Source organism: Halomarina ordinaria, assembly GCF_030553305.1.
In the GTDB taxonomy this organism is placed as follows: domain Archaea; phylum Halobacteriota; class Halobacteria; order Halobacteriales; family Haloarculaceae; genus Halomarina; species Halomarina ordinaria.
The window spans coordinates 926,068-945,903 of record NZ_JARRAH010000001.1; the positions used below are offsets into that span (position 1 = coordinate 926,068).

Annotated in this window: 18 protein-coding genes; 9 read left to right on the forward strand and 9 right to left on the reverse strand. The window is 71.4% G+C overall.

The features are described 5' to 3' along the window. Positions 1-74: 74 nt before the first annotated feature. Positions 75-980 carry a winged helix-turn-helix domain-containing protein gene (locus P1Y20_RS05085; protein ID WP_304447575.1) on the reverse strand — a complete coding sequence of 302 codons (906 nt, stop codon included), beginning with the start codon at positions 978-980 and terminating at the stop codon, positions 75-77. Between the two features lie 131 nt (positions 981-1,111). Between P1Y20_RS05085 and P1Y20_RS05090 the strand changes: the two genes are divergently transcribed. Beyond that, positions 1,112-1,723 (forward strand): TMEM175 family protein, encoded by a 612-nt coding sequence (locus tag P1Y20_RS05090; RefSeq protein ID WP_304447576.1) that lies wholly within the window; start codon positions 1,112-1,114, stop codon positions 1,721-1,723. Between the two features lie 268 nt (positions 1,724-1,991). Then, positions 1,992-3,413, forward strand: coding sequence for a sodium-dependent transporter (locus P1Y20_RS05095; protein ID WP_304447577.1), 1,422 nt, complete (start codon positions 1,992-1,994; stop codon positions 3,411-3,413). Between the two features lie 4 nt (positions 3,414-3,417). On the opposite strand, the gene arcD is transcribed toward P1Y20_RS05095, so the two are convergent. After that, complete coding sequence (arcD, locus tag P1Y20_RS05100) at positions 3,418-4,863, reverse strand: arginine/ornithine antiporter ArcD (RefSeq protein ID WP_304447578.1); 1,446 nt, start codon at positions 4,861-4,863, stop codon at positions 3,418-3,420. Positions 4,864-4,995: 132 nt separating this feature from the next. Between arcD and P1Y20_RS05105 the strand changes: the two genes are divergently transcribed. Further along, positions 4,996-5,490: a hypothetical protein gene (locus P1Y20_RS05105; RefSeq protein WP_304447579.1), complete on the forward strand. Its 495-nt coding sequence runs from the start codon at positions 4,996-4,998 to the stop codon at positions 5,488-5,490. Between the two features lie 3 nt (positions 5,491-5,493). Here the strand turns inward: P1Y20_RS05105 and P1Y20_RS05110 are convergent, their stop codons facing one another. Next, the gene (locus P1Y20_RS05110) at positions 5,494-6,207 is read right to left on the reverse strand and encodes a dolichyl-phosphate hexose transferase (protein ID WP_304447580.1); all 714 of its coding nucleotides are present in this window, start codon (positions 6,205-6,207) and stop codon (positions 5,494-5,496) included. Between the two features lie 194 nt (positions 6,208-6,401). Here P1Y20_RS05110 and P1Y20_RS05115 point away from each other — a divergent pair, with 194 nt between their 5' ends. Both P1Y20_RS05115 and P1Y20_RS05120 read left to right on the forward strand, forming a co-directional pair. Then, positions 6,402-6,632, forward strand: coding sequence for a hypothetical protein (locus P1Y20_RS05115; RefSeq protein ID WP_304447581.1), 231 nt, complete (start codon positions 6,402-6,404; stop codon positions 6,630-6,632). A gap of 87 nt (positions 6,633-6,719) precedes the next feature. Beyond that, positions 6,720-7,376 carry a thymidine kinase gene (locus tag P1Y20_RS05120; RefSeq protein ID WP_304447582.1) on the forward strand — a complete coding sequence of 219 codons (657 nt, stop codon included), beginning with the start codon at positions 6,720-6,722 and terminating at the stop codon, positions 7,374-7,376. A 380-nt stretch (positions 7,377-7,756) separates the two neighbouring features. Here P1Y20_RS05120 and lipP1 read toward each other — a convergent pair whose 3' ends face one another. After that, positions 7,757-8,695: a LipP1 family hormone-sensitive lipase gene (lipP1, locus tag P1Y20_RS05125; RefSeq protein ID WP_304447583.1), complete on the reverse strand. Its 939-nt coding sequence runs from the start codon at positions 8,693-8,695 to the stop codon at positions 7,757-7,759. 81 nt (positions 8,696-8,776) lie between these two features. On the opposite strand from lipP1, the gene kynU reads away from it, so the two are divergent. The 3 genes from kynU to P1Y20_RS05140 all read left to right on the forward strand — a co-directional run bounded on the left by kynU (position 8,777) and on the right by P1Y20_RS05140 (position 14,234). Continuing rightward, entirely contained in the window at positions 8,777-10,063 is a 1,287-nt protein-coding gene (kynU, locus tag P1Y20_RS05130) for a kynureninase (RefSeq protein ID WP_304447584.1), read from the forward strand. Between the two features lie 398 nt (positions 10,064-10,461). Further along, entirely contained in the window at positions 10,462-12,264 is a 1,803-nt protein-coding gene (locus P1Y20_RS05135; protein WP_304447585.1) for a glycosyltransferase family 2 protein, read from the forward strand. Next, positions 12,261-14,234 (forward strand): hypothetical protein, encoded by a 1,974-nt coding sequence (locus tag P1Y20_RS05140; protein ID WP_304447586.1) that lies wholly within the window; start codon positions 12,261-12,263, stop codon positions 14,232-14,234. The genes P1Y20_RS05135 and P1Y20_RS05140 overlap by 4 nt, the downstream gene beginning before the upstream one ends. On the opposite strand, the gene P1Y20_RS05145 is transcribed toward P1Y20_RS05140, so the two are convergent. Next, entirely contained in the window at positions 14,201-15,253 is a 1,053-nt protein-coding gene (locus P1Y20_RS05145; protein WP_304447587.1) for a lipid II:glycine glycyltransferase FemX, read from the reverse strand. The two genes, P1Y20_RS05140 and P1Y20_RS05145, sit on opposite strands and share 34 nt — an antisense overlap. 101 nt (positions 15,254-15,354) lie before the next feature. Between P1Y20_RS05145 and P1Y20_RS05150 the strand changes: the two genes are divergently transcribed. After that, the gene (locus tag P1Y20_RS05150; protein WP_304447588.1) at positions 15,355-16,437 is read left to right on the forward strand and encodes a glucosamine inositolphosphorylceramide transferase family protein; all 1,083 of its coding nucleotides are present in this window, start codon (positions 15,355-15,357) and stop codon (positions 16,435-16,437) included. Positions 16,438-16,446: 9 nt separating this feature from the next. Here P1Y20_RS05150 and P1Y20_RS05155 read toward each other — a convergent pair whose 3' ends face one another. From P1Y20_RS05155 to P1Y20_RS05170, 4 genes are all read right to left on the reverse strand, one after another. Further along, a complete protein-coding gene (locus P1Y20_RS05155) occupies positions 16,447-17,469 on the reverse strand; it encodes a GNAT family N-acetyltransferase (RefSeq protein WP_304447589.1) in 1,023 nt (340 codons plus the stop codon). Continuing rightward, on the reverse strand, positions 17,463-18,497 hold the full coding sequence (locus tag P1Y20_RS05160) for a GNAT family N-acetyltransferase (protein ID WP_304447590.1): 1,035 nt from the start codon (positions 18,495-18,497) through the stop codon (positions 17,463-17,465). Before P1Y20_RS05160 ends, P1Y20_RS05155 begins: the two co-directional genes overlap by 7 nt. Continuing rightward, positions 18,494-18,721, reverse strand: a complete 228-nt coding sequence (locus tag P1Y20_RS05165) for a hypothetical protein (protein ID WP_304447591.1) — start codon at positions 18,719-18,721, stop codon at positions 18,494-18,496. Before P1Y20_RS05165 ends, P1Y20_RS05160 begins: the two co-directional genes overlap by 4 nt. Positions 18,722-18,826: 105 nt before the next feature. Beyond that, positions 18,827-19,795: a right-handed parallel beta-helix repeat-containing protein gene (locus P1Y20_RS05170; protein WP_304447592.1), complete on the reverse strand. Its 969-nt coding sequence runs from the start codon at positions 19,793-19,795 to the stop codon at positions 18,827-18,829. Between the last annotated feature and the right edge of the window lie 41 nt (positions 19,796-19,836).

The following is a 19,836-nucleotide window of genomic DNA, read 5'->3' on the forward strand; positions in this document are numbered from 1 at the left end:
GTTAGAGGGAGGACTCCGGGGGACAAAAGTGCAATCTGAAAATCATTTCTGTAGGCGGACGGACTGAAGTCGAGTTATGTATCGCGCCTGACCTCTTCGCGGGTCGTCTCGCACACCGCGAGGTCGCCGTCCATCGTCACGCGGAGCGTCTCGCCCCCGAGTTCGATGGCGACCTCGACGCGCCAGGGGTCGGTGTCGAGGACGGTGACGGAGTCGTCGGAGACGCACCAGTCGAGCGTCCAGTAGGGGGTCGACCCCAGGTCGACGCCGTGGTCGCGGTGGAAGGCGACGACGTCCGACTGGTCGAGGAGGCGGAGGCCGACGGCCGAACAGAGGCGGTGGTTGCACTGGCGACAGACGTGGTCGGCGCGGAGGCCGTCGCCGAGACAGCAGTCCCCCTCGCTCACGAGCAGGGTCTCCATCCGGCCGCTGCACTCGGGACAGACGCCGTCGGCGGCGAGACAGTGGAGGTGGCGGACGCGCTGGTCGAACGCCCGCGCCACCTCCTCGGTCGTCCGGTCGTTCAACCCGCCCGGCGGGAAGGAGTACCGGCCGTGGCGTCGGTCGCAGTCGGTACAGACGACCGCGAGCATCTCGTCGTCGTAGCGCGCCTCCAGGTCGCCCGAGCACCACAGGCAGGTCCCCTCGACTGGGAACGGGTCGACGTGCGGGTGTTCGTTGAACGACCCGGCGAGGACGGCCTGGACGACCTTCGTACCGGCGTGGCGCAGGTCGTAGCCCTCGTCGGTTCGGACGACGAACTGGTCGGTCAGCTTCCCGAGGTGGTAGTTGAACTGCGCGCTGTCGCGCATCCCAACGGCCTCGCGCAGACGGGAGAACCGGACCGGTCGCTCCTCGGCGCGCCAGAGCGCCTCGAGGATGGAGAGGCGCGTCTCGTTGGCGACGATGGAGAACGCCTCGGCGGGGGCGACGCAGTCCGAACACTCCGTGATGCTCGGCTCCTGCTCCGTTTCGCTCATACCGACGCGTTCGTCCCCTGCGTAGTAAAGGCTAGCTGAACTCGTATTTTGTACGCGACACGACGGGTCCCGTGACGCTCACCCCACCCCGGCGACCAGCATAAACGCGACGGCGGCCTACCTGCTCTACGATGCGGGTGCGGACCGTCGAGGGGGAGGGAGTCGACCGGGTGAACGCCATCAGCGACGGCGTCTTCGCCATCGTCCTCACCCTGCTGGTCCTCCAGTTCGAGGTGCCCGACGTGCCCGCCGCCGACCTCTGGCCGGCACTACGGGCGATGCGCCCGCTCGTCGTCAGCTACCTCCTCACCTTCTCAGTCGTCGGCCTCTACTGGGTGGTCCACCACAACCTCTTCGACCGCGTCGTCCGCCACGACCGGGTGCTGCTCTACCTCAACCTCCTCTTCTTGCTCACGGTGTCGTTCCTCCCGTTCCCCACGGAACTCGTCGGGGTGTACGGGACCCGGCTGGCGTGGACGCTGTACGCGGTCAACTTCGCCGTCATCGGCCTGCTGATGACCTGCATCTGGGCGTACGCGGCGAGACGCGCGTTCCTCGCCGCAGAGGTCGGCGAGCGGACGGCCCGCCTCGTCACGCTCCGCAGCCTCATCAGCCCCGCCGTCTTCCTCGTCTCCATCGCCGTGAGCCTCGTGAACCTCGACGCCGCCTACCTCACCCCCCTGCTCATCGTCCCCCTGCAGGCGCTGTGGGTACGTCGATACGGTCGCCCGTCCCGTCCCTGAGCGGTACAGTCGGAATAGAAGGATATTACCTGTTGGCGAACGTAGGTACGTACGCAGGCTGTCAGAGGCCTACTCGTCGGTCCCCGTCTCCTCTCGTCGCGACACCAGCGCGCTCACCGGAGGGTCCGCCGGCCTCCTCCACGAATGTTTTTGGACGAACAGGAACCATTCGGTCGAAAACACATCACAACGTGAATCGATGATGCTCGTTCGTGGTGGTGCGGCGGGTTTCGAGGGACTGATGTACGGCCCACGGCACCCGAGAGTAATGAGTGAACGTGAGACGTGGTCGACCAACCTCGGGTTCGTGCTCGCCGCCATCGGGAGCGCGGTGGGGTTGGGTAACATCTGGCGGTTTCCCTGGCTCACGGCGGAGAACGGGGGGAGTGCCTTCCTCGTCGTCTACCTCGGTCTCGTCGTCGCCATCGGCGTCCCGGGACTCGTCGCCGAGTTCGTCATCGGACGGCGCGGCCACCGCGACCCGGTCGGCGCGTTCCGCGCGCTCTCGCGCTCGCGGTGGTGGCCGGTCGTCGGCGTCTACGCCGTCGGGACGACGCTGCTCGTCCTCACCTTCTACAGCGTCGTCGGCGGGTGGATACTGCGTTACACGGTCGGGAGCCTGACGGGCGCGTACGTCGCGGACCCGGCGACGTACTTCGGGACGGTGTCGTTCGGCCCGGAGGCGGTCGTCGCCCACCTCGTCTTTCTCGGCGTCGTCGGGGCCATCATCGCGACGGGCGTCAGCGGCGGTATCGAGCGCTCCTCGAAGGCGATGATGCCGGCCATCGTGGTCCTGCTCGGCGGCCTCGCCGTCTGGGCGTTCTCGCTCCCGGGAGCCGCCGGCGGCTACGAGTTCTTCCTCTCGTTCGACGTCGCGACGCTCCGCGAGAACTTCCTCGCCATCCTCGGCCCCGCCGCCGGCCAGGCGCTGTTCACCCTCTCGCTCGGCGCGGGGTCGATGCTGACGTACGCCTCCTACCTCGACCGCGACGAGTCGCTGCCCGCCGACGCCACCGTCATCGCGGTGGCGAACACCCTCATCGGCGTGCTCACCGGTCTCGTCGTCTTCCCGCTGCTGTTCTCGCAGGGCCTGCCCCCGGGCAGCGGCGGAGAGGGGGCGCTGTTCATCGCGCTCGCGGAGGCGTTCGCCTCGCTCCCGGCCGGTGGCGTGGTCGCGCCGCTGTTCTTCGGCGTCGTGCTCCTCGCGGCGGTGTCGAGCGCCATCAGCATGCTGGAGACGCCGGTGGCCTACCTCGTCGACGAACACGCCGTCCCCCGGCGGCGGGCGACCCTCGGCGTCGTGGGCCTGCTCGCGGTGACCGGGTCGGCGACGGCGCTCGCTCCCAGCGCGTTCGGCCTCATCGCCGGGACGCTCGCGGACCTCGCGCTCACCGGCGGCCTGCTCGCGTTCGTCGTCTTCGTGGGCTGGGTGCTCGGCCGGGACGCCGTCGACGAGTACCGCGCCGGGGCGGGGTCGCTCTCGACACCCCTGGCCGGGGCGTGGCACGCGCTGGTCGCGTGGGGCCTCCCGGTGGTCCTCGGGTTCACCCTCCTCACGAGCCTCGCCTCGCTGGCCGGCGTGGCGCTCGGCGTGGAACTGCGCGTCGCCCTGACGCTCGGCGCGCTCGTCGTGGTGCGCACGCTGGTGAGGATGGGCCGCGAGCGCCGGCCGGTCGCGGGCGCCGATTGAGGGGTCAGTCCGCGCCTGCGGCGTCGGCGTCGTCAGTGGCGACGCTCGCCGGGCGGATGCCCCGGAGCGCCGCCGCGAACAGGACGAGCGGCGAGAGGACGCCGAAGAAGTAGTACGGCGCGTACGCGAGCGTCTCGACGCCCGTGACGCCGAAGACGAACACCGCGCCCGCGTGCCACGGGAACAGCGCGCCCGTCGGCGTCCCGGCGGACTCGATGGCGCTCGAGAGGTCACGCGAGGTGAGGCCGAGTTCCTCGTAGACGGTCCGGAGCGTCATCCCCGGGACGACGATGCTCATGTACTGCTGGGCGGTGAGGGCGTTCGTGGCGAGCGCGGAGACGCCCGTCGCCGCGATGAGTCCACCGGTGCTCCGGGCGCCGCGCGCGAGGCGGTCCGCGAGGACGGCCAGCACGCCCGTCGCCTCGAGGAGGCCGCCGAGCGAGAGCGCCGCGACGACGACGGCGACGGTCCACGCCGACCCGGAGAGGCCGCCGCTGGCGAGCAGGTCGTTGACCAGCGAGAGGCCCGTCTCGGGGGCGGTGCCGGACATGAAGACGGTCCAGGCGTCGACGAACGACTCACCCTGCAGGAGGACGCTCGTCCCGACGCCGGCGAAGACGCCCGAGACGAGCGTCGGGAGCGCCGGGACGCCGTACAGCGCGAGGCCGAAGGTGACCGCGAGCGGGGCGAACGCGAGCGGCGTCACGCTGTAGGTGCCCGTGAGCGTGCCCTGAATCTCGCCGATGCGGCCTGCGGGAATCGCCCCGTCGAACCCGAGGCCGATGACGACGTACGCGAGGAGCGCGAGGCCGAAGGCGACGGCCGTCCCCGCCCGCATCGCCCGGATGTGCTCGTAGAGGTCGGTGTTGGTGACGGCGGCGGCGAGGTTCGTCGTGTCCGAGAGCGGCGACTGCTTGTCGCCCGCGTAGGCCCCCGACAGGATGGCCCCGACGGTCATCGGTGCGGGGACGCCGAGGCCCGACCCGATGCCGACGAAGGCGACGCCGAGCGTCCCCATCGTGGTCCACGAGGAACCGATGGCGAAGGCGACGACGGCCGCGAGCAGGGCCGTCACGGGCAGGAACGTCCGCGGCGAGAGCAGGTCGAGGCCGTAGTACATCAGCGACGGGATGGTCCCCGCGCTGATCCACGTCGAGATGAGCCCGTAGATGACGAACAGGATGAGCACCGCCTGCAGGCCCATCCGGAGGCTCCGGGCGATGCCGTCGTAGAGGTGGTCCCACGACCAGCCGAGGACGTAGCGACCGAGCAGGCCGACGAAGACGATACTCCAGAGCAACGGGACGTGTGGGTCGAGGCCGAGGACGGCCGACCCCACCCCGAGGAACGCGACGAGCGCGACGACCGGCAGCACCGCCACGGCCAGCGAGGGCCGGTGGGCCGGGTCGACGTCGTCGAGTCCGCGCGGTGTGAATCGCTGGTCCTCCATTTCGACCCGAGATATAACCTTTGGGCATTAATGAGTTGCGACTTATGCTCGGTAGAAATACGACGCGTGTGGACACGCCGCGCGCGCCTCGCGTCACGGGGACAACGTGCGTCCACATCTGTTCACGTAATCGTGAGTAGCGGCCCCGCGCCCGTGACGGGGACCAGACGGTCGGCCGCCGACCTCGCGGTCATCCCGCCGGCCGTCGCCCGCGAGGAGGTGCCGAACGACGGTCGCGTCGGCTGCGTCGCCTACCCCTACCGGGTGTTCGAGGCGACGTCGAGCATGGACCGTCCCGCGCTCGGGCCGCGCGTCGCGCGCTACGTGGTGAGCGTCGACCGGGTGCGCAGGCTGGCGCTCCGTGCCGACACCTTCCCGGCGGTGGAGACGCGTCGCGTCGAGGACGTCCTCGTCCTCCCGGCGGCGCTCCACGACGAGTCGACCCGCGAGAAGGCGCGAACGGCGGTCTTCCAGTGGACGCTCAGAACGTACTCGCCGCTCGGTCCCCCCGACGTCGAGTTCGACGCGCGCGCGGATGCCTACAAACTGTTCTGGCTGGCGGAACGCGAGACGGGCGACGTCATCGTCGACAGCGTCCGGGGCGGGGAACGACCGCTCCGGGACTGACCCTCAGCGTAGCCGCTCTTCGAGGCAGACGCGGAGGATGGAGCCGGCGATGGCCGCGCCGCCGGCGAGCGGGTCGAGTTTCGTCTCGCCGGCGCGCTCGCGGTAGTCGATGGGTTCCTCGCGCACCCGGTAGTCGCGCATCAGCGGCCGGACGAGCAGTTCGGCCGAGAGGCCGGTGTTCTCCGTCCAGCGGATGCGCCGGACGACGTCGCGGCGGTAGGCGCGCATCCCGGTGGTGGTGTCGTGGACGCGCCGGCCCATGAGGGCGCTCGCCAGCAGCGCGAAGGCGTGGTTGCCGAGGCGGTTGAACGCCGGCATCGCCGAGGCCCCGTGGTAGAGGCGGTCGCCGCTGACCACGTCGTACCCCTCGTTGATTCGCTCGAGGAAGCGCGGGAGCGCCTCCATGGGGTAGGTGTCGTCGCAGTCGGTGGTGACGACGACGGGCCGCTCGGCGGCGAGGACGGCCTCGCGGACCGCGACACCGTAGCCCTGCGGTTCCTGTTCGATGACGCGCGCGCCGTGCTCGCGGGCGATGTCGGGCGTCCGGTCAGACGACCCGTCGACGCAGACCACCTCGGCGCGGCCGTCGGTGACGCGTTCGATGTCCGAGAGGACCGTCCCGATGGCCGCTTCCTCGTTGTACGTCCCCATGACGACGCTCAGGTCGTCGAAGGTGTACTCGTCCTCACCGTCCTCCGCCGCGGACTCCAGGCTCATCGAACGCACCTCGCACCCACCGCGGTTTAGGTCTACCGAAAACAAATGGATTCGACGGTTGTCGCTCCTCGCGGCGGGGTATCGTCGGACGAATGGCAAGAACGGACCCTGCAGAAACCTTTATGATAAACCATGAAGAATAGGCGAAGTGCAGACGACCGACGCGGGGACGGTCCCCTCGTCGACAGACCACTATGACCGACCACCACGACACCCAGGACATGGACGACGCGCCGCTCGTTCCCGAGCTCCCCCGCGAAATCGCCACCGCCCACACCGACGGCGGCCGCCGCGCGACCGGGGTGCGCCGGAGCCGACGCATCGCGACCCGTCCGGCCGACACCACGTACGCCAGTGAGCGAACGCGCGACACCGAGGAGATAGCCCCGCTCGTCGCGGACCTCACCGGCCGCGACGTGGAGTGACGGTGTAGCGGCCCTTCTCGACGCTCGTGACCGTCGTCGAATCGAGAGTGTAAACGCTCTTGTGACCACGCGCCCCCCCTTGCTGGCATGCACGCCATCACCAACAGCGGGTGGGTCGAGGTCATCACCGGCTGTATGTTCTCCGGGAAGACCGAGGAGCTGTTGCGCCGGCTCCGCCGGGCGGAGATAGCGGGCCAGGAGGCCGCCGTCTTCACCCCGGCGGTCGACGACCGCTACGGCGAGACCACCATCGGCTCGCACGACGGCCACTCGTGGGCTGCGACCGTCGTCGACGACGGTCCCGACGCGAGCGACGAGCGACCCACGACCGACGGAGGCGTCGGGGCCGTCCGGTCGACCCCGGACGGTCGCGACGGCGCCTGGGGCATCCTCGACCACCTGAACGGCGAGCACGTGGTCGCCATCGACGAGGCGAACTTCTTCTCGACCGACCTCGTCGCGGTCTGTGAACACCTCGCGAGCGACGGCCGGCGCGTCATCGTCTCCGGCACCGACCAGACCTTCCGGGGCGAGCCGTTCGACCCCCTCCCGCAACTCGTCGCCGTCGCCGAGTACGTCGACAAGCTTCAGGCCATCTGCTCGGTCTGTGGCGAACCCGCCTCGCGCAACCAGCGACTCATCGACGGCGAACCCGCCCACGCCGACGACCCCACCATCCTCGTCGGCGCCGAGGAGAGCTACGAGGCGCGCTGTCGGAGCTGTCACGTCCTGCGGACCGACTGAAAGTCTCCGTTCGTGGGCGATACCCTCGCAGCATCGACGAACCGTTCGTTCCCGGTCGGACCGTCTCCTACGCTGGCGCGAGTCGCTTCGCCGTCGGTCCGTACGGACACGCGTTCATTGGCGTCGTGAGGGAGGCTGCCCTCGTCTACCGGTAGTTGATGAGACGGAGCGAACCGAACGACGGGCACTGCCCAACGAATTAGTGGAACGCTTATAGAGTAGTTGCCATGGAATCGAAAGATTACGTGATGCTGTTCGTGCTCGACGTACTCGCGACCGTCGTCGGGATTTTTGTGTACATCGGTATCGGGGGTTCGTTCTGACGACAGGGTATACAGACCGGGCCGAGACGTGCACCTACTGCGACGCGCCGCTCTGAGTCACCCCGACAGCGTCGCCGCCACCCAGTCCGCGACGCCGTCCATCGCCTCGTCCGCGACGTCCACCGCCCCCGTGAGGCTCAGGAACCCGTGGACCATGCTCGGGTAGTGGTCGTGGTCGGCGGGCACGCCCGCCTCCGCCAGCCGGCGAGCGTAGGCCACTCCCTCGTCCCGCAAGGGGTCGAACCCGGCGGTGACGACGAGTGCCGGCGGGAGGCCCGAGAGGTCGCGTGCGCGAAGCGGCGCCGCGAAGGGGTTGTGCGCGTCGACGGGGCTCCGGAGGTACTGCTCCCAGAACCACGCGACGTCGCGACGGGTGAGCAGCGGGCCGTCGGCGTTCTCGTGGGTGGAGTCGGTGTCCTCGCGGTCGGCCATCGGATAACAGAGCAGCTGGCCGGCGAGCGTCGCGTCGAGGGACTCCTCGCGCGCACGCAGGGCGGTGACGGCCGCGAGGTTCCCGCCGGCGCTCGTCCCGCCCACGACGAGCCGAGCGGGGTCGCCCCCGAGGCTCGCCGCGTTCGCCCACACCCACTCGACGGCGGCGAAGGCGTCGTCGACCGCGGCGGGGAAGGGGCGTTCGGGCGCGAGGCGGTAGTCGACGCTCACGACGACACAACCGGCGCGCGTCGCGAGGTCCCGGCAGACGCCGTCGACGGAGTCGAGCGTCCCGAGCACCCAGCCGCCGCCGTGGTAGAAGACGAGGACGGGCCGCGGTTCGTCGAGCGTCGGTCGGTAGACGCGGACCGGAACCGACCCACCGGGGCCGTCGAACGCGAGGTCCCGGACCAGCGGCAGGTCGACGCGCACCTCGCCGCCGAAGACGTCGTCCTCGACACGGCGGGCGCAGTCGACGCTCATCGCGTGCCACTCGGGGACGCCGGTCCGGACGAGTTCGTCGACGACGGCGCTCACCTGCGGGTCGGGGGCGTCGGCGCGCATGGACGGAGGGCGTGTCGAGCCCTCATGAACGCTCCGAGAGCGGAGGAGAACACACAACCTCCCGCGGCGCCGAGCGGGGGCATGGTCACCGACACGGACCTCGCGGCGGCCCGCGAGGAGGCCCGCCGACGCGACGAGGCGGACTCACTCGCGGCGCTCCGCGAGCGCTTTCACGTCCCCGACGGCGCGCTCTACCTCGACGGCAACTCGCTCGGCCCGCTCTCCGCGGACGCCGAGCGGACGCTCACGCGCGTCGTCGAGGAGTGGCGCGAGCGGGGAATCCGCGGGTGGACCGACGCCGACCCGCCGTGGTTCGGCTACGCCGAGCACCTCGGCGAGCGCCTCGCGCCGCTGGTCGGCGCCGACCCCGAAGAGGTGGTCGGCGCCAACTCGACGACGGTGAACATCCACACCCTCGTCGGCACGTTCTACGACGAGTGCGAGGGGACGCCCTCGATACTCGTCGACGACCTCGACTTCCCCACCGACCACTACGCCATCCGCGCGCAACTCCGTCACCGAGGACTCGACCCGGACGACCACCTCGTCGTCGTCGAGAGCCGCGACGGGCGCACGATAGCCGAGGCCGACATCGAGCGCGCGCTCGACGAGCACGACGTCGGCCTCGTGTTCCTCCCGAGCGTGCTCTACCGAAGCGGGCAGTTGCTCGACCTCCCGCGCATCACCCGCGCGGCCCACGAGCACGGGTCGCTCTTCGGGTTCGACCTCGCGCACTCCGTCGGCGTCGTCCCGCACGACCTCTCGGCGTACGGCGTCGACTTCGCCGTCTGGTGCAGCTACAAGTACCTCAACGCGGGGCCGGGCGCCGTCGCGGGGCTCTACGTGAACCGCGAGCACTTCGGGACGACGCCCGCGCTCGCCGGCTGGTGGGGCCACGAGAAGGAGACGCAGTTCGACATGGCGATGACCTACACCCCGGCGCACGGCGCCGGCGCGTGGCAGACCGGCACGGTCCCGATGCTCAGCGCCGCCCCGCTGGAGGGCGCCCTCGACGTCCTCGAGGACGCCGGCATCGAAGCCGTCCGCGAGAAGTCCGTCGCCCTCACCGACTTCCTCGTCGACCTCGTCGACGAACACCTCCCCGAGTGCGACGTCGGGACGCCGCGCGACCCGGCACGCCGCGGCGGACACGTCGCCGTCGAGCACCCGGACGCCGCGCGGGTGAGCCGCGCGCTGAAGGCGCGGAACGTCGTCGTCGACTTCCGTCGCCCGAACGTCGTCCGGGTCTGTCCCGCGCCGCTGTACGTCGGCTACGAGGAGTGCGTCGAGTTCGTCGCTCACCTCCGGGCGGTCCTCGACGACCGCGAGTACGAGCGCGTCGACGCACGGGACGGTCGCGTGACCTGACCGGTCGTGAAACGGCAAGCAATCGTGAGCGGACGAGTTACTGTCCCGATTCCGTACCCGGATGCGTCTCGCTAACACGGCTTCGAACGCACCGCCGGCCGTCGATTCTCGTCGGGAGGGCCCCCGCTTGCGTACGGCACCGTACGTTCACTGATGCAACACGGAATACCCCCCCGTAAAAGGCGACGTTACAGGCCGACCGTCGGCGAACGGGACGAGCAGTGTGGATAAGCTGAAGATTAGCTAAACGCGGGTCCGTCGAACCGTGGAAAGACGGAGCAGCACTATCGGAGGGGTTCACAGAGCATGTCCACCACACCCACGCACGTCGACCCGGACGAACCGAAGGAGCCCTCTCGACGAGCGAGCGTGACCGAGCCGGAACCGCCCACTCGCTGATGAGCGACCGAATCACGGTCTGGAGCGGTTCGGTACGCGTCGAGAAGACCCTCGAGTCGGACGTGGAGGGCGGGTACGCCGTCGACGTCCGCGTCCGGTCGACGTACGACACGACGCTCGCGGTGCGCGTCCTCGACGCCCTCCCGGACGACGCCGACCCTGCGGCGGTCAGTCCGGCGAGCACGAGCGACGGCGACGTCACCGTCACCGACGGGGGGACGGTCAGGATCGAGGGCCGCGTCGCCCCCGACGCGAGCGTCCACTACCGGTACACGGTCGCGGGCGCGGAGGTGCCGGGGGTCGTCGGGGCACCGGTCGTCGACAGCGCGCTCCCGGTGGCGACGGAGCGCGGCGGGTCGCCCACCCCGGCCGCTCGACCCGTCCGGCCGGTGGTCGGCGGTGGGATGGATTCCGTCGCGTCGCTCCCTCGGACGAACGCCGACACGGGGACGGCCGAGGAACACCCGGCCGTCGGTATCGTCGCGACGGTCGACGAGGCCGAGGCGGCCGTCGAGGCCACCCGGCGGGCCGTCGCTGCCGACCGCGACGTGTTCGTCGCTGCCGACCGTCGTGCGCGCGACGTGGCGCGACTGGTTGGGGCCCTCGGCGCGACCGTCGTCACCCCGCCGGTCCCGGACGCCTCCGTCGGGGTGCTCCGGGCGGCGCTCGTCGAAACCGCGCGCGCCCGGTCGTACCCCGGTATCGCCCTCTGGCCGCCGACCGAGTCCGTCCCGACGGAACGCTACGCCGCGTTCGCCGACGGCGGGTTCGAGGTGGAGCCCCTCGACGTGAACGAGTCGACACTCACGGTAACGCTGCCCGACAGGTGGCGCGACCGACCCGCGTCGACGGTGTGCGCGGTACCGGCGTACAACGAGGCGGAGACGGTCGGCGACGTCGTTCGCAGGGCGGCGCGCCACGTCGACGAGGTGCTCGTGGTCGACGACGGGAGTCGCGACGACACGGCCGAGCGCGCCCGGAACGCCGGCGCGACGGTCGTCCGCCACGAGTCGAACTACGGCTACGGCGGCGCACTCGGGACCGCGCTCGCGGAGGCCGACCGCCGCGGCGACGACCGGTTGGTCGTCGTCGACGGCGACGGTCAGCACGACCCCGACGACATCCCGCGACTCCTCGACGCCCAGCGCGAGGAGGCGGCCGACATCGTCATCGGGAGCCGGTTCGCCGACGGTGCGGAGACGTCCCTGCCGCGGTACCGGCGGGTGGGCCTCTCGGTCGTCAACGGACTGACCAACCTCAGCATGGGTGCGCTCCGCCCGCGCTCGTGGGTCCGCGACACCCAGAGCGGCTTTCGCGTGTACGGGCGGCGCGCCATCCGGACGCTGGCGGCAGACACCACCATCGGCGACCACATGGACGCCAGCACGGACATCATCTACCACGCCCACCGCCACGACTACCACATCGCCGAGGTCGGGACGACGATGAACTACGACGTGGACAACGCCAACAGTTTCAACCCGGTGTACCACGGCTACGTCCTCCTGCGGAACCTGCTTCGCATCATCGAGCGCGACCGACCCGTCGTCACCCTCGGTCTCCCCGGGACCGTCGCGGTCGTCTCGGGGGCCGTCCTCGCGTACCACGCCGCCTACCGGACCGCCGCCGGCGCGTTCGTCCCCGAACTCGTCGTCGCGTCGGCCCTCCTCCTCGTCTGTGGCGGGTTCGTCCTCGCTGTCGCCGCCGTCGGCCACGCCACGAACGTCCAGCGGTCGTCCCCGGACGCCCCGCACCACCCGCCCCGTCCGAGGGACGACGAGTCGCCCGAGCGGGGACGATGAGCGACGCCGGACGCGGACGCAGGCGACGCGGCCGGCGCGACCGTCCGCCGTCGACCGGCGACGGCGTCGACGTCGGGTCAGTCCTCTTCGTCGTCGGGGCCGTCGCGCTCACGTCCTGCGTGGTCCTGTTCGCCCGCGACCCCGTCGCGACCGGGTACGAACGCACCGTCTACGAGAGCCTCCCGGTCGGCTACTGGGTGACGCTGGTGACCGGCCTCGTCGTCGGGCAGGTGCTCGTCCTCCGGAGCGCGTTCGCCGACCGGCCGACGACCGACTGGGCGAAGGGGGCGGTGCTGCTCGGCGTCGCCCTCTGTCTGCTGGTGTTCCTCCCGACGCTCCGCTTCGAGCAGTACGCGCTCGGCCGGGCCGACAGCCTGACGTTCGTCGGGATGACGCGCCACATCGTCGAGACGGGCGGCGTCGCCGCGGACAACTACTACCCGGCCGTCCACCTGCTCGCGGCGACGCTGTCCTACGCCACCGGCCTCCCCGTCACGCGGGTCGCCTCGTTCGTGCCGGCGTTCCTCTCGCTGTTCTACGTCGCCACGACGCTCGCGCTCTGCGCGCTCCTCTTCGAGGAGCGCCGGGTGGTGCTGTTCGTCCTCCCGACCATCGCGCTGCCCCTCCTCGCCTACGAGCACCTCATGTTCGCGCCGAGCGTCGCCGGCTTCCTCCTGACGCCGTTCCTCCTCGTGGCGCTCTACCGCGCGCGGGACCCCGCCTACCACCCGTGGGCGACGGGCCTGTTGCTCGGCGCGCTCTGCACCCTCGTCTTCTTCCACCCGCTGACGACGGCGTTCCTCCTCGTCCTGTTCGCCGCGCTCCGTCTGCCGGACTACCTCGCAGGCGGGGTGCGTGGCGACGAACGCGGAGGGCGTGACCTGCCCGGCGGGCGTGACGGACGTGGGGGGCACGACCACGCCCCGCCGGGGCGGCCCGTCTGGGGGTTCGTCGCCATCGGGTTCGTGCTCTTCTACACCTGGTACTTCTCGTTCGCCTCCATCGTCGGCAGTACGGTGTCGCTGCTCGCACGGCTGGTCACCACCGGGGGGGTGGCCTCCTCCGAGTACAGCACCGCGAGCGGCGTCTTCGGACGGACGACGCCGCGCCTCGCGGACGTGCTCCTCACCGGCGTGTTCACCTACGGCGAGTTGCTCCTCCTGCTCGGCCTCGGTGGCGTGAGCGGTGCCTACCTCCTCGTGCGCTGGCGCCGGACGCCGTCGGCCGTCCCGGCGGTCGGACCGGCGCTCGTCGGGGTCTTCGCGCTGTTCGCCGCCCTCTCGGTCGCGTCGTACTTCGTCGACCTCACGGTGGGGGTCAACCGCCTCTCGCGGTACGTCCGCCTCACCGTCCCCGTCGTCCTCGGCCTCGCGCTGTTCGTGCTGGCGCGCGACGCCGCCCCGGAGCGCCGGCGACTCGTCCACGCCGTCGCCATCTGTGTCGTCGCGGTGCTCGCCTTCCAGTCGGTGTTCGTCCTCTACGCCTCGCCGCTGTCGAACAGCGCGAGCGGGGGGATACCCGACGGCGAGGTCGCCGGCGCGCAGTGGGTGCTCGACGAACGGGGCGAGGAGACCGCCATCGACGAGCTCGGGACGAAACACCAGCGCTTCCACGAGTTCTTCGAGCGCGGCGAGGCCTACACCGGTCCCGGAGCGGGCGTCGAGACGCGCCCGCCGCCGCCGCAGTTCGACTACTGGGGTGGAGGGCCACCCACCGAGGCGGTCGGGGGGGAGGGAGGCGACCAGCGCTACCTCGTCCTCACGGACCTCGGACGCGCCGAGTACCCGTCGTTCTACCCCGGCTACGAGGAGGAGTGGACCTACGCGCCGGAGGACGCCGAGCGCGTCGCGGACGCACGCGAGACCGCCCACGTCTACGACAACGGCGGGTTCGACGTCTACCTCGTCGACGACGTCCGCCCGGTGACGGCGCTCTGTCAGCCCTCCGAACCGTCCGAGAACCGCCGGTAGAGCGCCCGCCCCACGCGGAAGGCGGGCCAGCGCACCGGGTCGCAGCCGCGCTCCCACGTGAGCGTCGGGACGACCCGTCCGCCGAACCCCGCCTTGAACCCGAACAGCCCGTCGCGGAAGTCGGCGCGCGTCTCCCCGAAGTCGTAGTCGTCGAACCCGTTCTCGATACCCCGGCGCATCGCGTGGGCGTGGAGCAGTTCCGAGGCGTTCACGTCGAAGTGCTCGCGCTCGACGGCCGAGAAGAGGTAGTGGACCGTCGACTGCTCCTCGTCGAGCAGGCAGAGCAGCGCGCCGGCGTGGTCCCCGTCGACGGTCAGGAAGGGCAGGAACACGCGGTCCGCGACGGCGGTGAGCCCCCGGAAGAACGACCGCGGCTGTGCCGTCCCACCCACCCGGTCGATGACGCGCCGGTAGCCGGCGTAGAACTCGTCGAGCGCCTCGCGCGTGGGGGCGCGCTCGGTCACCTCGAACGAGCGGTCGAGGCCCGTCCGGACCGCGCGTCGGCGCGAGCGACTCATGCCGTCGAGGACCGCCTCCCACCCCTGCCGGAGGTCGACGACGGGACGACAGCCGCTGACCGTCGAGCGATAGCCCCGCTCGGCGAGCGCGCGTTCGTACCGAGTCGTCCCCGGGTCGAGGGCGGTGAACTGGTGGCCGACGGCGTCGGTGTCCTCACAGGCGCGTTCGACGCCGTCGAGCAGGGCCTCGGTCACTTGCTCCTCGTCCGAGAGGACGAGGAGGCCGCCGTAACCGGGGCGTGGCGTCCCGAGTCGGCGGAACGAACCGGGGAGCGCGTCGACCACGGCCGGGAGGACGCCGAGCGGCGCGCCCGACTTCGTGACGACGACGTGGCGGACCCCCTCGACGCCGGCGCCCTCGATGGCCGAGAGCCAGCCGTGGCGCTGGAACACCGACCCGAGGGGCGACCGTTCGACGACGGCGTTCCACTGCGCCGGGTCGACCTTCGAGACGGCGTCGTACACCCGGACCTCGTACTCGCCGCGCTGCTGGACCGACATTGGTCGTCCCAGACCGGCCACCGGCTTATGTGTTGTTGCGCTATCAGTTCTGCCGGCGACGGTAGTTATTTGAGCGCGTACGTCGGAGTACCGGCCCACCCGTGACCCGCCCGCTCCGCGCCCGGCTGACCGGTTCCGAGACGGCGACCCGGGCCGCGTGGACGGCCGGCGAACTCCTCCACCGGCGACTGCCCGCGTTCGCGGCCCGCGCGAGGGGGCGAGGGGACGACGACGCCCCGCGACCGTTCGACCCGCGGCGCGCGACCGGACCGCCCCACGCGGTCGACCCGCCGACCCACCCCGAACCCGTCGCCGGCGTCGAGAACCCCGTCCTGACCGCCGGCGACGTCACCGACTTCGGCCGGCCGGGCTTCGTCGCCGACCCGTTCCTCCTGCCGGGCGAGGACCGCTGGCACCTCTTCTTCGAGGTGTTCGACCGCCACCGCACGCCGACGGCGGCCATCGCCCACGCGACGAGTCCCGACGGCCTGACCTGGCGCTACGACGGCGTCGTCCTCGCCACCGACGACCACATCGCCTTCCCCTACGTCTTCACGCACGACGGGCGCTACTACATGCTCCCCGAGCGGTGGAACCGCGAGACGCCGGCGCCCGTGACGCTGTTCGAGGCGACCGACTTCCCCCGCGGCTGGGAACCGTGCGTCGACGTCGTCCGCCCGGAGCGCTTCCTGAGCGACTGCGTCGTCTTCCCCCACGAGGGACGGTGGTGGGCGCTCGCCGGGAGCGACGACGGCCGCCACGACCTGCTCGCCTACCACAGCGAGACGCTCCTCGCCGAGGAGTGGACGCCCCACGCGGCGAACCCCGTCGTCGAGGGGCGCCCGCGCGGGGCGCGTCCGGGGGGACGGCCGCTCGTCTTCGAGGACGGCGTCACGCTCGTCGTCCAGGACTGTCGCGCGCGCTACGGCCACGCCGTCAGGGCGTACGACATCGAGCGGTTGAGTCCTGCCGAGTACGCCGACCGACAGCGTCCCGACTCGCCGCTGGTGCGACCGACGGACGACGCGCTCGGGTGGAACTCGGGCGCGATGCACCATCTCGACGCCTGGCCCGTGGGCGACCGCTGGCTCTGTGCCGTCGACGGCAACGTCGGCCTCGGTCGGCGGCTGGTCGGGGCGGACCACTGGGCGCTCGGGGTGTCCGAGGCGCCGACGGGTCGGTGACGTGGCCGGTCAGACCACGGCGCGGAGGCCCCGCGGGAGGTGGTCGTACACCGACGCGGCGGCCTCGAACCGCCGCGACGTCCGGCGGACGAGGGGGACGACCGCCGGCCGCGGGCCGAACTTCGCCTTGTACTCGCAGAGGTGCGGTTCCATCGCGCCGACGAGTTCGTAGCGGTCGTAGCCGTCGGCGACCGCTTCCTCGAGACAGTGCCAGTCGAGGACGTCGTTGACCGGGACGTCGACGTCCGGGCGCGCCCCGCCCTGCCACGCGGCGACCGTGTCGCCGTACCGGACGGTCAGCAGGCCGCCCGCGAACTCCCCCTCGACGGTGCAGACGTAGGGCGTGAGACAGCCCTCGGGGAGCGCGTCCCCGAGGTCGAGTGCCGCCTCGACGCTCAGCCCGTAGGACAGTCCCTGTCGTTCGAAGCGGCGGGCGACCTGCTCGACGACGCGCTGGACGTCCTCGCGCCCGCCGACGCGCACCTCGTGGGCGACCTCGTCGGCGCTGCGGACGTTCGTCCGGAGGTCGCCGCTGGCGGCCGACCACAGCGCGTCGACGCCCGGGTCGAGGTCGACGACGTACGTGTAGGACGGTTCGACGTCGAACCCGAGCCAGTCGAACGGGCGGGTGTCGACGTAGCGGTCGACGGCCCGAACGTCCAGCAAGTCCGGGTCGACGCGCTCGTCGACCCAGTCGAGCGACGACTCGACGAGTGCGCGGTTGCGGTGTTCGGCCTTCCGCTGCGAGCAGTCGACGTGGTCGAGGCGGAGCGGCCCGAGCGCCGGGACTTCGAGGCTCGTCGGCGGCGAGACAACCGTCGTGAAGGGGCCGAGCGACCCGACGAACAGGGGGAACGCGCCGACCGGCTCGGTCCCCTCGCGGGCGACCAGCGCGAGCAGTCGCGTCCCCGAGTGGTCGGCCAGCGCGCGGAGGGCGTCGTAGCGGTGGAACGCCGTCGCGTAGGAGGTGCGGTCGACGCAGCGGTCCCACGCCTCGGGGTCCGAACAGGCCGTCACCTCGACGTCTACCATCCGACCACCCCGAGCGCCCGGGTCGGGACGCGACCGTACAGTTCCTCGGCCGCGCGGTACGGTCCGCTCGTCCGCCGGAGGTTGAACACCCGGTCGATTCGCGGCCCGAACTGCGACTTGTAGTCGGCGGTGCGGGGCGAACCCGCGCCGAAGAGGTCGTAGCGCGTGTAGCCGCGGTCGCGGGCGTCCCGGACGACGTGCCAGGTGACGAGGTCGTTGACGGGGATGGAGACGGCCGGCTTCGCGCCGCCCTGCCACCAGGTGACCGTCTCGTCGTGTTCGAACGTCACGAGGCCTCCCTCGACCCGCCCGTCGACCGTGCAGGCGTAGGCCCGGACGCTCCCCGCCGGCGCCGCCCGGTAGAGGTCCGCCACCAGCGACGGGGACGCGCCGTAGTACGGCTCCCCGAGGTCGGCGTAGCGCTCGACGGCGTGTCGCACGATGCGCCTCGCGGCGGGTCGCCCCCCTTCGTGTATCTCGCAGTCGAACTCGTCGGCGTCGCGCAGGGTCCGCCGGAGGCTCCGGCTCATCCCCCCGAGCAGCGCCTCGTCGTCCCGGTCGATGTCGAGCAGGTAGGTGTAGTCGAGTGTCGCCTCGAACCCCGCCCAGACGAACGGCCGAACGTCGTCGTACCCCGTCGTCGTCCGGACGGTCACCGCGTCGGGTGAGACGTGGTCGTCGAGCCAGTCGAGACACCCACCGACGAACTCTCGGTGTCGGTGCTCGCGGGTGCGCTGTTTGGTCGTCCCGCCGGGGAGCAGCACCGGACCGAGCGCCGCGACGCCGTGCCCTTCCGGTGGCGAGGTGACGTGCGCGAGTGGCCCGCGACGGGTGACGAACGCCGGGAAGAGCCCGACGGGTTCCTCGCCGCGGTAGCCGACGAGCGGGTAGAGGGTCGCTCCGGTGGCGCGTTCGAGCACCCGCAGCGGCCCGAGGTAGTGAAGCGGCATGGCGGCGGCGGCGCGCGCGACCCAGTCGTCCCACCGACGGCGCGCTCCCGGGCCGGCCGCTTCGACGCGGATGCTCATCGCCAGGTACCCCCGCGCCTCGAGCGCCCCCCGATGCCGACGAGGACGACGGCGCACCCGACGAGGACAAGCAGTACCGCCCAGGCGACCCGGACCGTCTCGAGCGTCCCCGCCCCGTAGGCGACCGCGAGCGAGTACGTCACGAGGAGGGCGAACCCGACCACGCCGCCGAACAACAGCGCGAGCGCGAGCGTCCCGACCGAGCGTGTGGTCTCTTCGTGCACACCGAGAGCATACCGGAGACGACAATAAATCAAATCATATACATGAACGGCGGTACGTTTCGGAGCGGAGACGGTCACGTTCCGAGAGCGAAAGGGGAGCGCGTCTCAGTCGGCGGTGCGTTCGAGGTCGAGGTCGCCGCCCGCGGCGACCTGGAGCGCCTCGCCGCCGTTGTCGGAGAGCGTCGGGTCGACGACGACCGCGCGGGCGTCCTTCAGGAAGATGCCGGCCCGGCCGTTGTCGGTCGCCGTCTGGTCGGCGACGACGTGTTCGACGGTCGCGGCGCTGGCCTCGCCGCCGTCGAGCGTGAGGCCGTTCTCGCCGTTGTCCCGGCAGGTACAGCGCAGGTACTCGTTGCGCACGACGCCGTCGGGGACCGTCGTGCCGCGGTCGTTGATGCCGTCGACGCCGTTTCCGGTACAGACACAGGCCACGAGGCGGTTGCCGGTCCCCCAGTCGGCGGTGTCGGTCCCGGGGTGGATACCGTGGCGGACGTTGTCGCTGGCGTCGACGTCGTAGAGGAGGCAGTCGTTCGACTCGTAGAGGTTGAGCCCGTAGTAGCCGCCGTTCCTGACCGTCGTGCCGGCGACGGTGAGTCGCTCGGCCCGGTTGACCGCGAGGACGGCGCGGAACCGTTCGCCCTCGCGCTGGTCGCCGCCGTCGAGGGTCCCCCCGAGGACCGTCACGTCCGACACCTCGCGCACCGAGAGCAGGTCGTAGCTCCCCTCGACTGCGAGCGTCGCCCCCGTCAGGTCGAAGGTGAGGCCCGCGGGGAGTCCCACCGTCTCCTCGAGGGTGAACCGTCCGCGGAGCGCGACCGTCGGGCGTCCACTTCCCGACGCGCTCGCCTCGAGCGCGTCGCGCAACACCGCGGCGTGGGGTTCGTCGACGACGGACGTCTCGTCGCCGCGCTCGACGCGGACGCGGCCGTCGTCGAGCGCGGCGAGCCGGACGTCCGGCGTCGTCTCCTCGGGGCCGCTGTCGCGCTCGCCGTCGAGCGCGCCACAGCCGGCGAGCGCCGCCGTCCCCGCCACCGTCGCCGTCGCGAGCAGGAACGACCGCCTCGACGAGGTCATCGACGGCGACGGCCCCCGTCGAGCATCACGCGCCCCTCGAG

Coding starts and splice junctions, on each gene's coding strand:
- P1Y20_RS05085 (WP_304447575.1), bottom strand. CDS start 980: ATGAGCGAAACGGAGCAGGAGCCGAGCATCACGGAGTGTTCGGACTGC.
- P1Y20_RS05090 (WP_304447576.1), top strand. CDS start 1,112: ATGCGGGTGCGGACCGTCGAGGGGGAGGGAGTCGACCGGGTGAACGCC.
- P1Y20_RS05095 (WP_304447577.1), top strand. CDS start 1,992: ATGAGTGAACGTGAGACGTGGTCGACCAACCTCGGGTTCGTGCTCGCC.
- arcD (WP_304447578.1), bottom strand. CDS start 4,863: ATGGAGGACCAGCGATTCACACCGCGCGGACTCGACGACGTCGACCCG.
- P1Y20_RS05110 (WP_304447580.1), bottom strand. CDS start 6,207: ATGAGCCTGGAGTCCGCGGCGGAGGACGGTGAGGACGAGTACACCTTC.
- P1Y20_RS05115 (WP_304447581.1), top strand. CDS start 6,402: ATGACCGACCACCACGACACCCAGGACATGGACGACGCGCCGCTCGTT.
- P1Y20_RS05120 (WP_304447582.1), top strand. CDS start 6,720: ATGCACGCCATCACCAACAGCGGGTGGGTCGAGGTCATCACCGGCTGT.
- lipP1 (WP_304447583.1), bottom strand. CDS start 8,695: ATGCGCGCCGACGCCCCCGACCCGCAGGTGAGCGCCGTCGTCGACGAA.
- kynU (WP_304447584.1), top strand. CDS start 8,777: ATGGTCACCGACACGGACCTCGCGGCGGCCCGCGAGGAGGCCCGCCGA.
- P1Y20_RS05135 (WP_304447585.1), top strand. CDS start 10,462: ATGAGCGACCGAATCACGGTCTGGAGCGGTTCGGTACGCGTCGAGAAG.
- P1Y20_RS05140 (WP_304447586.1), top strand. CDS start 12,261: ATGAGCGACGCCGGACGCGGACGCAGGCGACGCGGCCGGCGCGACCGT.
- P1Y20_RS05145 (WP_304447587.1), bottom strand. CDS start 15,253: ATGTCGGTCCAGCAGCGCGGCGAGTACGAGGTCCGGGTGTACGACGCC.
- P1Y20_RS05155 (WP_304447589.1), bottom strand. CDS start 17,469: ATGGTAGACGTCGAGGTGACGGCCTGTTCGGACCCCGAGGCGTGGGAC.
- P1Y20_RS05160 (WP_304447590.1), bottom strand. CDS start 18,497: ATGAGCATCCGCGTCGAAGCGGCCGGCCCGGGAGCGCGCCGTCGGTGG.
- P1Y20_RS05170 (WP_304447592.1), bottom strand. CDS start 19,795: ATGACCTCGTCGAGGCGGTCGTTCCTGCTCGCGACGGCGACGGTGGCG.